The 15,296-nt window shown below is 73.4% G+C and carries 15 protein-coding genes; 8 read left to right on the top strand and 7 right to left on the bottom strand.

Going from position 1 to position 15,296, the window contains the following annotated elements; all coding sequences use genetic code 11:
* Nucleotides 1-69: 69 nt before the first annotated feature.
* From ABT048_RS25010 to ABT048_RS25000, 3 genes are all read left to right on the top strand, one after another.
* Complete coding sequence (locus ABT048_RS25010; protein WP_350523719.1) at nt 70-927, top strand: HAD family hydrolase; 858 nt, start codon at nt 70-72, stop codon at nt 925-927.
* A 314-nt stretch (nt 928-1,241) separates the two neighbouring features.
* Nucleotides 1,242-1,973, top strand: coding sequence for a FadR/GntR family transcriptional regulator (locus ABT048_RS25005; protein WP_350523718.1), 732 nt, complete (start codon nt 1,242-1,244; stop codon nt 1,971-1,973).
* Between the two features lie 63 nt (nt 1,974-2,036).
* A complete protein-coding gene (locus ABT048_RS25000; protein WP_350523717.1) occupies nt 2,037-3,275 on the top strand; it encodes a CynX/NimT family MFS transporter in 1,239 nt (412 codons plus the stop codon).
* 119 nt (nt 3,276-3,394) lie between these two features.
* On the opposite strand, the gene ABT048_RS24995 is transcribed toward ABT048_RS25000, so the two are convergent.
* From ABT048_RS24995 to ABT048_RS24965, 7 genes are all read right to left on the bottom strand, one after another.
* Nucleotides 3,395-4,111: an ABC transporter permease gene (locus ABT048_RS24995; protein ID WP_350523716.1), complete on the bottom strand. Its 717-nt coding sequence runs from the start codon at nt 4,109-4,111 to the stop codon at nt 3,395-3,397.
* A gap of 43 nt (nt 4,112-4,154) precedes the next feature.
* The gene (locus tag ABT048_RS24990; RefSeq protein ID WP_350523715.1) at nt 4,155-5,072 is read right to left on the bottom strand and encodes an ABC transporter ATP-binding protein; all 918 of its coding nucleotides are present in this window, start codon (nt 5,070-5,072) and stop codon (nt 4,155-4,157) included.
* A gap of 11 nt (nt 5,073-5,083) precedes the next feature.
* Nucleotides 5,084-5,983, bottom strand: a complete 900-nt coding sequence (locus ABT048_RS24985) for an ABC transporter permease (protein ID WP_350523714.1) — start codon at nt 5,981-5,983, stop codon at nt 5,084-5,086.
* A complete protein-coding gene (locus tag ABT048_RS24980; protein WP_350523713.1) occupies nt 5,967-6,995 on the bottom strand; it encodes an ABC transporter ATP-binding protein in 1,029 nt (342 codons plus the stop codon). Before ABT048_RS24980 ends, ABT048_RS24985 begins: the two co-directional genes overlap by 17 nt.
* A gap of 214 nt (nt 6,996-7,209) precedes the next feature.
* Nucleotides 7,210-7,806, bottom strand: coding sequence for a hypothetical protein (locus ABT048_RS24975; protein WP_350523711.1), 597 nt, complete (start codon nt 7,804-7,806; stop codon nt 7,210-7,212).
* A 140-nt stretch (nt 7,807-7,946) separates the two neighbouring features.
* Nucleotides 7,947-8,834: an LLM class flavin-dependent oxidoreductase gene (locus ABT048_RS24970; RefSeq protein ID WP_350523710.1), complete on the bottom strand. Its 888-nt coding sequence runs from the start codon at nt 8,832-8,834 to the stop codon at nt 7,947-7,949.
* Between the two features lie 90 nt (nt 8,835-8,924).
* Nucleotides 8,925-9,836: a serine/threonine-protein kinase gene (locus tag ABT048_RS24965; RefSeq protein ID WP_350523709.1), complete on the bottom strand. Its 912-nt coding sequence runs from the start codon at nt 9,834-9,836 to the stop codon at nt 8,925-8,927.
* 116 nt (nt 9,837-9,952) lie between these two features.
* Here ABT048_RS24965 and ABT048_RS24960 point away from each other — a divergent pair, with 116 nt between their 5' ends.
* The 5 genes from ABT048_RS24960 to ABT048_RS24940 all read left to right on the top strand — a co-directional run.
* Nucleotides 9,953-10,468 (top strand): RNA polymerase sigma factor, encoded by a 516-nt coding sequence (locus ABT048_RS24960; protein ID WP_350523708.1) that lies wholly within the window; start codon nt 9,953-9,955, stop codon nt 10,466-10,468.
* Nucleotides 10,465-11,331, top strand: coding sequence for a hypothetical protein (locus tag ABT048_RS24955; protein ID WP_350523707.1), 867 nt, complete (start codon nt 10,465-10,467; stop codon nt 11,329-11,331). Before ABT048_RS24960 ends, ABT048_RS24955 begins: the two co-directional genes overlap by 4 nt.
* Before the next feature lie 94 nt (nt 11,332-11,425).
* Complete coding sequence (locus ABT048_RS24950; RefSeq protein WP_350523706.1) at nt 11,426-12,103, top strand: hypothetical protein; 678 nt, start codon at nt 11,426-11,428, stop codon at nt 12,101-12,103.
* Nucleotides 12,104-12,226: 123 nt separating this feature from the next.
* The gene (locus ABT048_RS24945) at nt 12,227-12,871 is read left to right on the top strand and encodes an SIMPL domain-containing protein (RefSeq protein WP_350523705.1); all 645 of its coding nucleotides are present in this window, start codon (nt 12,227-12,229) and stop codon (nt 12,869-12,871) included.
* A gap of 288 nt (nt 12,872-13,159) precedes the next feature.
* On the top strand, nt 13,160-15,296 hold a 2,137-nt coding region (locus tag ABT048_RS24940), incomplete at its 3' end, for a S53 family peptidase (RefSeq protein ID WP_350523704.1).

Raw genomic sequence — 15,296 nt, 5'->3', positions numbered from 1 at the left:
CCGGGCTCCCCTCGCGGGGAGCCGCCGCACCACCCGCTCCACCCGCAACTCCCGGGAGACGACCGGCCCATGAGCACCACCAGCCCCAGCCCCGTCTCCCCGGAGGACACCCGCGACGGTGGCGGCCTGCCCTACCGGCTGGTCGCCACCGACCTCGACGGCACCCTGCTGACCAGCGAGGAGACCGTCTCCGAGCGCACCCGCGCCGCCCTGGCCACGGCCACCGGCGCGGGCGCGCTGCACATCATCGTCACCGGCCGCTCGGCCGTCTGGGCCCGCCCGGTCTTCGACGAGATCGGCTACACCGGGATAGCCGTCTGCGGCCAGGGCGCCCAGGTCTACGACGCCGGCGCGCACAAGCTGCTCACCTCGCTCACCCTGGACCGCCGGCTCGCCGCGCTCGCCGTCGAGAAGATCGAGGCCGAGACCGGCCCGCTCGCCGTCGCCGCCAACCAGGACGGTCTCGACGGCCAGGTCCTGGCCGGCCCCGGCTACGAGCTGCTCATCGGCTCCGACCTGCCCGTCGTCCGGGTCGACCGCGGCGGACTCCTCGCCTCCCCCGTCAGCAAGCTCTACATCCAGCACCACGCGCTGACCGACGACGCCCTCGCCGAAGCCGCGCGCCGCGCCGCCGGAGACCTCGTCGGCGTCGTGATGGCCGGGCCCGGAGTCGTCGAACTGCTCCCGCTCGGCCTCTCCAAGGCCACCGGGCTGGCCGTCGCCGCCCGCCGCCTCGGCCTGCGCGCCGCCGACACCATCGCCTTCGGCGACATGCCCAACGACGTCCCGATGTTCGGCTGGGCCGCCCACGGCGTCGCCATGGCCAACGCCCACGAGGAACTCCTCGCCGTCGCCGACACCGTGACCGCCGGCAACGACGAGGACGGCGTCGCGGTCGTCCTGGAGCGCCTCTACCCGCCCCGCTGACCGGGCCTGGCGGCCCGGGGAACCGGGGTGGGGGAGCCGGGGTGGGGAACCGGGGCGTGAGGCACGTTCGCGTCGGTGGTCTTCCGCCGCGCGCAGTTCCCCGCGCCCCTTTCGGGGCGGGGAACTCGGGTTGGTCGCCGCGGGTGGGGTCGAGCGCGAGGTGGGCCCGGGGGCGCGGTCGGGCTTCGGGAGCAGGCAGCGGGTCGGTGGTCGGGCGTTCACGGAGTGTTCGTCGCCAGTTGTAGGATGACCGGGCAAGTGGTTGTAGGATGACCTACGACTGGTGTGGACGTGCGCGAGGGAGGGAGTCCGGAATGAGCGGCGAGGGCAACGGCCTGCAGGCGGCCGGGCGGCGATCCCTGGTGGACACCGCGATCGACCAGCTGCGGGAGCAGTTGGCCGGCGGGGTCTGGCCGGTGGGGTCGCGGATCCCCACCGAGCACGAGCTGGCCGAGCAGATGCAGGTCGGGCGGAACACCGTGCGGGAGGCGATCCGGGTGCTGGTGCACGCCGGGATGCTGGTCTCCCGCCAGGGCGAGGGGACGTTCGTCCGCTCGACCAGCGACCCGGCCTCCGTCCTGCGGGGCGTCCAGCGTTCGGGCATCCGGGACGTCCTGGAGGTCCGCGCGGCGCTGGAGACCGAGGGCGCCCGGCTGGCCGCGCTGCGGCACACCCCCGAGGACGTCCGGCGGATGCGGGCCGCGCTGGCCCGCGAGGCCGAGGTGTTCGCGGCGCACCCCGAGCGGGCGAGCCGCGAGGCCACCGTCGAGCACGACCTGGAGTTCCACACCGCGGTCGTCGAGGCCGCGCACAACCCCGCGCTGACCGAGGTCTACCGGTACTTCGGCGCCTCCGTCCGTGAGGCGATGACCTCCGCCTTCGGCGACCACGACATGCCCGAGGCGGTCGTGGCCACCCACGAGGCGCTGGTCGACGCGATCGAGAGCGGTGACCCGGACCGGGCCGAGGCGGCGTGTCGTTCGCTGCTCGCCGGCCCGACCGCGGCCGTCGAGCAGCTGCTCGCGGCCATCGCGGCCCGGAAGTAGGACGGCGCGAGCCTCCGCCTTCCCGCCCGCATCCACGCACATTCAGGAAAGAACAGCACACCCATGGCCGTCACCCGTGCCCGGCAGCCGGTTGTCACCACCCCTGCCCCGCTCCCCGTCCGCTCCCGGCTGGCCCATCCGGTCCTGCTGCTGACCGGCATCCTGCTGGTCGCGCTGAACATGCGCGCCTGCCTGGCCGCGATCTCCCCGATGGTCAACGAGATCCAGCGGACCCTCGGACTCTCCGCGACCGCGAGCGGCCTGATCACGACCGTGCCGGTGCTGTTCCAGGGCGTCGGCGCCCCGCTCACCCCCCGGCTGACCCGCCGGTTCGGTGCCGAGCGGGTGGTGCTGGGCGCGGTGCTGGTGCTGGGCGCGGGCGTGCTGCTGCGGGTGCTGCCGTCGGTGGCGGCGCTGTACGCGGGCTGCGTGGTGATCGGCGTGGCCATCGCGGTGCTGAACGTGTCGATGCCGGGCCTGGTCAAGCGGGAGTTCCCGGACCGCGCGGCCACCATGACCGGCGTCTACTCGACCACCATGCTGGTCGGGGCGACTCTCGCCGCCGGCACCTCCGTCCCGCTGGAGCACGCGCTCGGCGGCGGCTGGCGGGCCTCGCTCGGCGCGTGGTCACTGCTCGCGCTGGTCGCGGCGGTGGCGTGGCTGCCGCAGGTGCTGCGCAGCCGTCAGGAACGGGGCTCGGCGGCTGCGCCGGCGGCGCCGAGCAAGCCGGTCGAGGGCATCTGGAAGTCCCCGCTGGCCTGGCAGATCAGCCTCTTCATGGGCATCTCGTCGCTGCTGGTCTACACCCTGGTGGCCTGGATGCCGACCATCCTGGCCGACCACGGCATGGACCGCGGCCAGGCCGGCCTGGTCTTCGCCTTCTCCAACCTGGTGCAGGTGGCCGGCGCCTTCCTGGTGCCGCTGATGGCCGGCCGGATGACCAGCCAGCGCGCCCTGGCGGTGACGATGGCGGCCCTGAACGGGCTGGGCATCGCGATGCTGCTGGTCGCGCCGGTGTCCGCGGCGTGGGTGTCGGCGACCGTGCTCGGCGTGGCCCAGGGCGGCTCGCTGGGCCTGGGCCTGGCGTTCATCGTGCTGCGCACCGGCAGCGCGGCCGGGGCCGCCCAGCTGGGCGGGATGTCGCAGGCGATCGGTTACCTGGTCGCGGCGGCCGGCCCGGTCGGCGCCGGTGCGCTGCACCAGCTCACCGGCGGCTGGGAGACCACCCTGGTGCTGATGCTGGCGCTGGTCGTGGTGGTCGGCGCGGCCGGCTGGGGCGCGGGCCGCAACCGTACGCTCTGAGCCCCCGGGATCTCCGTACAGCGCTTCGACGGCGCTCCGGCCCGCAGTCCAGCGGGCCGGAGCGCCGTTCGGCTTCCTGCCGGACGCTCCGCCGGCGCGCGGCTCCGTCGGCGCGCGGCTCAGTCCTCGCCGGCCAGGGTCAGCCCGGCCAGCTTCACCGAGGCCAGCACCGTCGCCCCGACGGTGACCGCCAGCAGCAGCGGGACGGCCGCCCCGAGCGAGACGTCGGCGCCGATCGCGGTGTCCCCGGCGACGGCCTCGGCCACCGCCCGGCCCCACTGCTGGACGCTCAGCGTCCGGGCGCCCTCGACGAAGTTGCCGACCACCGACTCCCAGATCAGGGCGTAGCCGAGCCCGGCCACCACGGCGTGCCGGGTGACCACGCCGAGCAGCAGGAACAGCGCGCTGTACGCGGCCCCGGCGACCATGACCGCCACGGTGTAGCCGAGCACCGTGTTGTCCCGGTTGCCGTACAGGATCAGCCCGGACAGCATCGTCGGGACGACCGAGAACAGCCAGGTGACGCCGATCGCGACGGCCAGCTTGGTGGTGATGATCCGCCAGCGCGGGATCGGCTTGGCGAGCAGGTAGACGATCGAGCCGTCGTCGATCTCGGTGGCGATGGCGCCGGTGCCGACCACCAGGCCGAGGATCGGGACCAGGGTGCCGAGGCCGAGCTGGCCGAGGATCTTGACGGTCAGGCCGTGCGCGTCGGCGGTCGACCCGCTCGCGACGGCGGAGACGAGCAGCAGCAGCGCGGGGACCACCAGCAGCAGGAGGCCGCGGCGGCGGCCCAGCAGCCCGCGCAGGGTGAGCCTGGCGACGGTGGGGTTCATGGTCGGTCGGCCCCTTCCTGGGCAGCAACGGTCACGGCGGCGGTCATGCGGAGACCAGGTACGAGAAGACGCTCTCCAGCGACTCGTCGGCCGGGGAGACGGTGTACAGCCGGATGCCGGCTTCCCGGGCGACCTTGGGGAGCAGGGTGGTGAAGCCCTGGAAGTTGACCGCCTCGATCCGCAGCGCCCGCTCGCGCTCGTCCACCTCGATGCCGGTGGTGGAGCCGTCGGCGATCAGCGCGGCGGCGAGCCGGCGGTCGTCGCTGGAGCGGACCAGGTAGCGGTGGGGGCGGTCGGTCATCAGTCGGCGGATCCTGCGGAAGTCGCCCGAGGCCGCGTGCCGCCCGGCCACCACGACCTCGATGTGCCGGGCGAGTTGCTCGACCTCCTCCAGGATGTGCGAGGAGAACAGCACGGTGCGGCCGTCCGCGCCGAAGCGGCGCAGCAGCTCCATCAGCTGGAGCCGCTGGCGCGGGTCCATGCCGTTGAAGGGCTCGTCCAGCAGCAGCACGGACGGGTCGTGGACCAGCGCGGAGGCCATCTTGACCCGCTGCTTCATGCCCTTGGAGTACGTGCCGGTGCGGCGGTCCTTGGCGTGGGCCATCTCCACCAGGTCCAGGGCCCGGCGGGCGGCGGCGCCCGGCTGGGGCAGGCCGTGGAGTTCGGCGTTGGCGAGGACGAACTCCCAGCCGGTCAGGTAGTCGTACATCGACTCCCGTTCGGGGACCAGGCCGATCTGCCGGTACACCTGCTGGTTGCGCCAGATCGGTGCGCCGTCCAGGGTGACCGAGCCGCTGGACGGGGAGAGGAAGCCGCTCATCATGTGGATGAGGGTGGACTTGCCCGCGCCGTTGGGGCCGAGCAGGCCGGTGATGCCGGGGCCGACGGCCATCGTGATGTCGTTGACCGCGACCACGTTCCCGAACCAGCGGGACACCTTGTCGATGCTGATGGTGGCCATGCCGCCCTCTCTCAAACCTTCTTGTAGCGGCTCAGCAGCAGCCGGTACGAGCCGACCACCAGGGCCGCGGCCACCAGTGCGAACACCGTCAGGCCGAGCCCGCCCGGGGCGTGCCGGCGGTCGAGGCCGGTGCCGAGGTCGAACAGCTCGTTGACCAGGGACTCCACCAGGTTGGTGGGCGAGATCAGCGACGTCCACTGCGCGCCGTCGGAGCCGGTGGTGCCCGGGTCGCTGATGCCGACCGCGATGCCGGCCACCGCGGCGCTGATCGCCAGGTAGCCCATGATGGCGGCGACCCCGAAGCCCCGGCGCGGGGTGGCGGCCGCGATCACCAGCGCCACCGAGGTCGGCACCAGGGCGTACAGCACGGCCGCGACCAGACCGTAGAGGAAGTGCCCGGTGTTGTACGAGAAGTCCATCCCGCCGAGCAGCGCACCGGCGTACAGCACCAGCAACGGGGCCGTCATCAGGAGCAGTTGGGCGCAGACCATGGCCGCGAACTTGGCCCGGACGTAGTCGGTGCGGGTGATCGGGCGGGAGAAGTAGAGCGGCACGGTCTGGTACCGCAGGTCCCGCGAGAGCAGCACCGGCGCCTGGGAGGCCAGGAAGACCGAGATCACCAGGTTGAGGCTGGCGAGGTAGCCCGCGTACTCGACGGGCAGTTCGTCGCGCTTCAGGGTGATCGCGATCGCCACGAAGATCACGGCGGGCACGGTGACCGCGCCCAGCACCAGCATCGGCAGCACCTTGGACTTGCCGGAGCGGCCGAGGCCGTACGCGGCGCGCAGGCTCTGGGTGAAGAGCGCGCGGGTGGCGTAGCCGCGGCCGAGCCGGGGGCCGGTGTAGCCGCGGTAGCCGATGTCGTGGATGACGCCGGTGTCGGCGGGCCTGGTCTCAGGAGGCAGCGACATCGTCCGAACCTCCCCTGCTGTCCTGGGCGTTCCGGCCGGCCGGGTCGTCACGGCCGGCCTGTTCGTCACGGTCGTCGCGGTTCTCGGTGAAGAGTTCGGCGACCCGGTGCCGGCGCTGTTCCAGCCGGACCAGGCCGAGGCCGAGTTCGGCGACGGTGTCACGGATGGTGTCGTACGTCGATTCGTCGGCCAGCCGGACCAGCACCAGGTGCGAGCCCTCGGACTGGACGTCGACGCCGGCCGCGGCGAGGCGTTCGCGCACCACCGCGGCGGGCTCGACCGCGTGGTCCTCCGGGTGGTCGGTGACCTCGACCGCGAGGACGGCCGTCGCCTCGGTGAAGGAGGCGGTGGAGGAGGAGCGCAGCAGCTTGCCGCCGTCGATGACGACCAGGTGGTCGCAGGTGCGCTCCAGCTCGCCGAGCAGGTGGGTGGTGACCAGCACCGAGATGCCGAAGTCGCTGTGCACGCGGCGGATCAGGCCCAGCATCTCGTCCCGGCCGGCCGGGTCGAGGCCGTTGGTCGGCTCGTCCAGCAGCACCAGCTTGGGGTCGTGCACCAGCGCCTGGGCGAGCTTGACCCGCTGCTTCATGCCCGTCGAGTACCCGCCCATCGGCCGGTACCGCTCCTCGTAGAGGCCGACGTGCCGCAGGGTGTCGGCGGTGCGCTCACGGGCGGCGGTGGCCGGCAGGCCCGCCATCCGGGCCATGTGGACGACGAACTCGGTGGCGGAGACGTCCGGCGGCAGGCAGTCGTGCTCGGGCATGTAGCCGACCCGCTCCCGGATCTCGGAGCCCCGGGTGGCGATGTCCAGGCCGAGGACCTCGCCGCGGCCGGACGTCGCCGGGGCGAGCCCGAGCAGGATCTTGATCAGTGTGGACTTGCCCGCACCGTTGGACCCGACCAGCCCGACCACCCCGGGCCGCACCTCGACGGTGAGCTGGTCGAGGGCGGTGACCCGGGGGAACCTCTTGGTGAGGCCGTCCGTCTTGATGACAGCTGTGGACACGCCCATCAACGTAACGGCCTTGCGCGGTACGGGTCATGAGCTGGAATGACGAGCCCCTCTGCTGCTGCGGTATGACGCCGGGGCCTCTCTCCCCTAGGGGTCGGCGGAAACCGGAGGCCGCCCACCACCGCGCCCGCCGCCGGGAAGCCGCTCGGGTGCGCGAACGGCGCCGGGCGGCTCGACCTGAGGTGAGCGGGCCCGGCGCCGTGTCCGACCCGGCTCAGGAGTGCGCGCGCTCCCACAGCTCGGTGACCTTGCCGGAGGCGTCGATCGCCACCTTGTAGTCGCCGCCCGAGCAGGGGTACGAGCCCTTCTGGTTGTCCGGGTTGGCGATGCACTCGTTGACGTGCTTCACCAGGTCGGCCAGGTTGACGTCCTTCGGCGCGGTCAGCACCGAGCTCAGGTGGCCCTTGGCGGTCGGCGCGAACGCGGCGGTCTTGTCGGCGCCCACCGGCTCGAAGACGACGTCGTTGACACCGCAGGCGTCCTTGGTCTCCTTGTAGACCAGGGTCGTCGTGGTGGTGCCCTTCGCCGGGTAGATCCACTTCTGGCCGGCCGGCAGCGGGCCGTGGGTGCAGAAGCCCTCGGGCTCGCCGGAGGCGCCGGGGGTGCCGGTCGGCGCGGCGGGCTTCCCGGTGCCGCCCGGGGCGGCGGTGGGCGACGCCGGGGCCGGGGCCGCGCCGGTCGGGGCGGCCGTCGCGGTGGCCGACCCGCCACCCGCGCCCTGGTCCGACGAGTCGTCCGGTCCACAGGCCGCGAGGCCGAACGCGGCGGTGGCGACCAGAGCGGTGGCGAGCAGTCTCCTGGAAACGGACATGGCGAAGGAACCCCCGTTGTCACACATGATCAGATTGATGGTGCGGCGGACAGACTAGCGCCTCGCCCCGACGCCGACCCCGGGGATCACCGCACCGGCCGCCGGGGCGCCCGGCGGCACGGCGCCCCGGCGGAGCGGGATCAACCGAGCTGCGCCAGGCCCTCGGTGGCGATCCGCTCGAAGACGGCGAGGTCGTTCTCGAAGATCGAGTCCGGGACCGGCCAGTGGACCACCAGCTCGGTGACGCCCAGCTCCCGGTACGTGCCGGCCCAGTCGACGAAGGCGTCCAGCGACTGCAGCGGCTTCTCCGCGGTCGAGCCCTGGAGCAGCATCTTCTCCAGCGTGGCCACGTCCCGGCCCTTGGCCTCGCAGGCCGCCGCCAGCTTCTCGATCTGCTGCGCGATCACCCCGGGCGCCTGCTCGACCGGCACGTCCGCCGGGCCCTTCGGGTCCCCGTACGTCACCCAGCCCTGCCCGTACTCGGCCGCCAGCTTCAGCCCGCGCGGGCCGGTCGCGGCGACGTAGAACGGCACCCGCGGCGTCTGCACGCAGCCGGGGATGTTCCGCGCCTCGACCGCCGAGTAGTAGGTGCCCTCACGCGTCGTGGCGTCGGTGCGCAGCAACTCGTCCAGCAACGGGAGGAACTCGCCGAACCGGTCCGCCCGCTCCTTCGGCGACCACGCCTCCTGCCCCATCGCCGTCGCGTCGTAGCCCGTCCCGCCGGCCCCGATCCCCAGCGTGACCCGGCCGCCGGACACGTCGTCCAGCGTGATCAGGTCCTTCGCCAGGGTCACCGGGTGCCGGAAGTTCGGCGAGGTGACCAGCGTGCCCAGCCGCAGCCGCTCGGTCGCCGTCGCGGCCGCGGTCAGGGTCGGCACCGACCCGAACCACGCCTCGTCCCGGAAGCTCCGCCAGGACAGGTGGTCGTACGTGTACGCAGCGTGGAAGCCGAGGTCTTCGGCCCGCCGCCAGATCTTCTGCCCCTCGCTCCACCGGTGGATGGGGAGGATCACCGTGCTCAGTCGCATGTGCTCGACCCTACGGTAGCCGTCAGCGGCCGGCGCCCCGTGACGTGACGACCTCCTTCCGCCCCGGAACGAAGCCGCGTCGACGCGGGTTCAACGCAGGAGCCAGCCCAGCAGGGTCGTCGCCGTGAACACCGTGCCCGACGCCAGACAGACCGCGCGCGGGGTCAGCCACCCGGGGCCTTCCGGGGGCCGGGACTGCGGGGCCGGAGCCAGCAGCGCGTCCGCGAAGGCCTGGGCGGTCGGCGGTCGGTCCGCCGGCTCGACGGACATCGCGGTCCGCAGCAGCAGGGCGACGTTCGGCGGGAGCTCCGCTCCGGCCGGGAGCGCCGGCAGCGTCGAGGCGGCCGGCCAGTCGGTCATCAGGGCTGTGGCGCGCCCGCCCGGGCCGAACGGCTTCTGCCCGGTCAGCAGCTCGTAGGCCACCACGGCCAACGCGTACACGTCGGCCCTCCCGTCGAACCCGCCGGTCTGGAAGGCCTGTTCCGGTGCCATGTAGGCGGGCGTGCCCGTGGTCACGGTGAGCCCGGATGCGTCCGCCAGTTGCTTGGCGCTGCCCAGATCCGCCACCAGCACCGCGGCGGGCGCAGGGCCGGCGGCGAGCAGCAGGTTGGACGGCTTGACATCGCGGTGCACCACGCCCGCCTCGTGCAGGACCTGGACCGCGTAGCCCGCCTCCGCGGCCAGCCGCAGCGCCTCCTGCGGGTCGCACTGCCCGACCCGGTCCGCCAGGGTGCCGCCGCGTACGTAGTCCATGACGAAGTAGGGCCGGTCCTCCTGCACCCCGACGTCGTGCACCCGGACCACCCGCGGGCTGGCGATCCGGCGCAGCAGCCTCGCCTCCGCCAGGAACCGCTCGCGCACATCCGCGTTGGCGGCCCAGTTCTCGGCCAGCACCTTCACCGCGACCTCGGTGTCGAGCTCCGGATCGTAGGCCTTCCAGACCGTCGCGAAGGAGCCGGCTCCGAGCCGCTCCACGAGGAGGTAACGGCCGAGCTTGCGCATGTGGCAGCATTCTGCCGGAGTCGGGGGGCGTGCGGAACTCCCGCCCGACGGGCGGGCCGCAGGCGGGACGAAACGGGGGGATCCGGGTGTACGAGGACGGTGAGCTGGAGGGGCTCGTGACGGCCGCTCAGGCGGGTGACCCGGAGGCGCTGGAACACCTGCTGGCCAGGCTGCGACCGGTGGTCCTGCGCCGCTGCTCGCGCTTCCTGCCCCACCACGCCGACGCGGAGGAGGCCGCGCAGGACGCGCTGCTGTCCATCAGCACGCACCTGGGCCGGTACGGCGGCCACGGCTCCTTCCAGGGCTGGGTGACGGTGATCGCCTCGAACGCCGCCCGGTCCACCTACCGCTCGATGCGCCGGCGCGCCGAGGACAGTCACGCCGACCTCCCCGAGTCCGTCGACCCGCGCACCACCAGCGTCATCGCCGGGACCAGGCTCGACGTGATGGAGGCGCTGACCGCGCTGGAGGAGCAGCACCCCGCCCTGGTCGAGGCGTTCGTGCTGCGCGACCTGGGCGACCTGACCTACGTCCAGGTGGCCGAGGAGCTGGACGCCCCGTTGAGCACGGTCAAGGACCGTATCGACCGGGCCCGCCACTTCATGCGCGCGCGTCTGGTCACCGGTCCGTGAACGACGGTCCCGCGGCGGGCGGCGGCCGCACCGTCGTCCGGCGCCGGTCCGCCGTCGCCGCCGTGGTGGCGGCCGCCGCGCTCGGGCTGGCGGCCGGCCGGTTCGTGCTGCCACCGCCCCCCGGCTCCACCGCGCACCCGGCAGCACGGTCGAGTGCGGCGGCCGGCGGGGCGTCCCAGGGCGCGTCCGCTCCCGCGACGCCCGGCGGGTCCGTCCCGACGCCCGGGTCCCCGGCCTCGGCCTCCGGCTCCGCCTCGCCGACCGGTGTGACCGGTGCGACCGGGCCGGTGACGACCGCGAACCTCCTGGACCCGGCGGCGTTCGACCCGGACGTCGGCAGCGGGCGGATCCACGTCAGCGACCGGTACGGCGACGGGGCCTACGCCAACGCGGCCTGCTCCGGCGAGAAGACCCTCACCCAGACCCTGGGTGGGCCCGGTGCCCACTTCCGCGGGCTGATGACCACCCCCCGCACCAACCCGGACGACACCACGCTGGCCGCCACCGGCCACGGCGACCAGGTCGCCCGCGAGGTCGCCGCCGACGCCCGGACCCCTTCCCTGGCGCAGAACTTCACCGACCGCCTGCTGCTGGAGGAGGTGCCCTGCCAGGAGGAGGTGCCAGGGCACTGGGTCTACGGAAAGACCACGACGGTGCGGCTCGCTCCGGACGTCGTCGGGAACTGGATGGGCTCCTATCGGGGGGACCTCAACACCACCGGCACGGCGCCCGAGGGCACGGAGCCCTGCGGCGGCATCGCCGTGCTGCGCAGCGGCACCCACTACGGGGTGCTGGAGGTCGACGCCTGCCTGGGCACGGCCGCGATGGACCGCGTCGTCAGGGCCGCTCTGTCACAGCTGTGAAACAGCGGGTCGGGGCTCCGACTTTCCTTCCTCCGGCGGCATCTCCCCGGTTGTACGAGGACGCAGCAGGCGTCCCGACCAGCAGGGGGACCAGATGACCGAGAACCAGGCCGTCCAGCAGAAGTCCGTTCGCCGCAACCGCTTCGCCGCCGCGGCCTGCGTCGCCGCCGCACTGATCACGGTCGGCGTCGTCGGCGCCCAGTCGGCCGCCGCCGACGGGGCCGCGCACAACGCCGGCCGCCCGGCCGCGGTCACCGCGCCCGGCCTCGGCTCCGCCCACCTCGTCCAGAGCGAGGACTTCCGGCAGGGCCTGAACCCGGTCGGCGCGACCGTTGCGCTGACCGGACGCCAGGCGCTGTCCGCGTGCTCCGGCGAGGAGACGATGCGCGACCTGACCAAGGACAAGGCCACCGCGTACGCGTCCGTGACCTGGACCTTCGACACCGAGGGTCTGCTGACCGAGTCGGCCGCGAGCGCCCCCACCGGGACCACGGCCGACACCTGGGAGAAGCAGCTCGTCTCGCTCGTCCAGGACTGCCAGGACGAGCCCGCCGGCCACTGGTACTACGGCGCGGCCCACACCCTGACCGCCGCCGGCGGCACCGCCCGCTGGTACCCGGCCTACAACGGCGACGGCACCGCCACCGGCGGGGTCGCGGTCCTGCGCAGCGGCACCCGGGTCGGCATCGTCGAGCTCACCGGCCGGCCCACCGACGCCCCGGCCCAGCTCGAAGGCGTCGTCACCGCCGCGCTGAACCGCCTCCACTCCTGAACGGCGGCCCCGCTCCGCCCGCGCCGGCGGGCGGAGCGGCCCCCGCCGCAACGGGAGGGCCGCCGTCCCCGCCCCGGGACAACTCGCCTGCCCGGTACGAGGCTTCGTGGTTGACTGCGCGCCATGCAGACAACGATCAAGTCCCCGTGGGGAGTCACCGGCTACGGTGCGGCCAGTGTGCAGGCGGCGCCGGACCTCGCCCGGATCCGGCTCGGCGTGGAGCGGACCGAACCGACGCCGCAGGAGGCCTTCGCGGCCGCTCGCGCGGCGATAGCCGCCCTGCGCGAAGCGATGCGGGCCCACGGCGTGCAGGACGCGCAGGTGTCGGCGTCGCGGCTGGACCTGCAGACCGCGTGGAGCGGCTACGGCGCGGACCGGAAGTTCACCGGCTACCGCTGCCACGCCGCGTTCGCCATCGAGTACCACGACCTGGACTCCCTCGAACCGTTCCTGATCGCGGCGGTCGACGCCGGGGCGAACGAGCTGGACGGCGTCGACTTCGACGTGCGGAACAAGCCGGAGCTGCGGGCGAGGGCCCGCGAGAGCGCCGTACGGGCGGCCCGGTCCAAGGCCGAGCTGTACGCGGCGGCGGCGGGCGTGAAGCTGGGCGCCGTGGTCCACATCGAGGACGTCGATCCCGAGAGCATCGATGGGGGCCGCTACCGGGGCCACGGCTCCGCGGACAGCGCCTCGGAGGCGGACCTCGCGCCGGGCGCCGTGGTGGTCTCGGCCGCGGTGATGCTGGGGTTCGCGATCGCGGCCCCGTAGCGCCGGGCGTCCGGTCCGCTCGGGAGTGCGAACTAGGGTGCCGGGGCGGCGTGATGACGATCTCACACCGCCGCCGGCCCCGGGCCGCCGGACCGGCTTCCGGCGCCGTCGGCGCTGGTCCGGGGCCGTGCTCGGTCGCATGCCGACGGCCCTGCGGGTGACGCTCCGGCGGCCCCCCTGGGCGCTCAACCGGGTATTCCCTTGCGGAGGTGTCGGCCCGACCTGATAGAACTCCCGTCGGACTCTCGTTCGAAAGTCCATCGAATCATCAAATTGGGGGGAGCGCGGATGTCCCATCCGACGCCACACGCCCGGCCGCAGCGCGCCAATCCGCTGTCGCGCGCGGCCACCCTGGCCATAGCCACCGCGGCCGTGGTCACCTACGCCGGTCTGCCTGCCGCCCACGCCGACGCGCCGACCACGCAGCGCGTCGGCAGCGTGCCGACCGCGATCCCGGCCGACGCGACCAAGACCGCCGCTCCGGCCGACGACACCCCGGTGCAGCTGAGCGTGCACCTGAAGTCGCGTGACGAGGCCGGCGCCAACGCGCTGGCCGCCGCGGTGAGCGACAAGACGTCGCCGCAGTACCACCGCTTCCTGAAGACCGGTGAGTTCGCGAAGCGCTTCGGCGCCGACCAGGCCACCGTCGCCAAGGTCAAGCAGGCCCTCACCGCGCAGGGCCTGAAGCCCGGCGAGCTCGACGCCGACGGCCTGACCATCCCGGTCTCCACCACCGTCGCCCAGGCCAAGAAGTCCTTCGACGTGGACCTGGCCGGCTACACGACGCCCGACGGCCGGACCGGCTTCCTGAACACCGCCGCCCCCGCGGTGCGTTCCGACGTGGCCGGCGCGATCACCGGCGTCGTCGGCCTGAACACCCTGGCCCAGGCGCACAGCAGCCACGTGGTCGGGGCCACCGGCCAGGCCGGCACCGGCCTCGCGCACCCGGCCGCGACCGCCGCCGCCGGTGCCTACCCGGCGATGTGCGCCGGCGCCGCCTCGGCGTTCCCCGGCAAGTCGGACAGCAAGGACTACTTCAGCCCCTCCGCGCTCGCCTCGGCCTACGGCCTGAACGGCATGACCGACGGCGGCTTCGGCACGACCGTCGCCGTCTTCGCCCTGGAGGACTACTCGGACGCCGGTCTGAGCACCTTCCAGTCCTGCTTCGGCACCAACGCCTCGGTGCAGCGGGTCCGGGTCAACAGCGGCTACCAGGCTCCGCCGACCAACAACGGCGTCGGCGTCGAGACCGCCCTGGACCTCGACACCGTCATCGGTCTCGCGCCCCGCGCGAACGTGCTGGTCTACCAGGGTCCGGACGCCTCGCGCGCCACCCAGGCGGACATCCAGAACACCTACCGCCAGATCGTCTCGGACAACCGCGCCCAGGTGGTCACCACCAGCTGGGGCGTCTGCGACCAGGTCATGGCGACCAGCGACCTCAATGCCGAGCGGGACATCTTCCTGCAGGCCGCGCTGCAGGGCCAGACCGTGGTGGCGGCTTCCGGTGACGACGGCTCCAGCGGCTGCAACTACCTGAAGAACATGGGCGCTCCGGCGAACATCACCAACCTGCTGAGCACCTCCGACCCGGCGAGCCAGCCGCTCGTCACCGGTGTCGGCGGCACCACGCTGAGCAGCAACGGCGGCGTCGTCTCCGAGTCGGTGTGGAACCGCAACGGCGGTGCGAGCGGCGGCGGCGTCTCCCGCTGGTCGCTCAACGGCAACTCCTACCAGGCCGGTTTCTACGGCCCGGGCTACACCAACCAGTGCCAGGGCGCGGCCGGTACGACCTGCCGTCAGGTCCCCGACGTGGCGGCCAACGCCGACCCGTCGACCGGCTACGTGGTCGCCACCGGCGCCGGCTCCTGGATGATCATCGGCGGCACCAGCGGCGCCGCTCCGCTCTGGGCCGCCATGACGGCGCACCAGAACAACCCGGGCTGCACCGGCCGCGTGGGCTTCATCGCCCCGGCGTTCTACTGGGCCAACAAGCACGGCATCGGCGCGCTGCGCGACGTCACCTCCGGCAACAACGACATCGGCATCCAGGGCGGCCTGTACTGGGCCGGGTCGGGCTACGACATGGCCACCGGTCTGGGCACCCCGGACGCCGACAAGGCCATGAAGCTGGTCTGCAACCCGAACGCCGGCTTCGACCGCACGATCGAGGTCGTGGAGAACGGCCAGCTGCACGAGGTGTACACCGACACCACCGGCTGGCACGACGGCACCGTCCCGGGCGTCTCCGGCGTCACGGCGATGAGCTTCACCTACAACGCCAACGGCAACCGGGTCATCGAGGCCATCGAGAACGGTGAGCTGCACGAGATCTACACCGACGCCACCGGCTGGCACGACGGCATGATCCCGGGCCTGTCCGGCATCACCGCCATGAGCTTCAGCTACAGCCCCTCGGGCGCCC

It is taken from the genome of Kitasatospora sp. NPDC096140, from assembly GCF_040303045.1.
Taxonomy (GTDB): Bacteria; Actinomycetota; Actinomycetes; order Streptomycetales; family Streptomycetaceae; genus Kitasatospora.
This window is presented reverse-complemented; position numbering and strand designations above follow the sequence as displayed.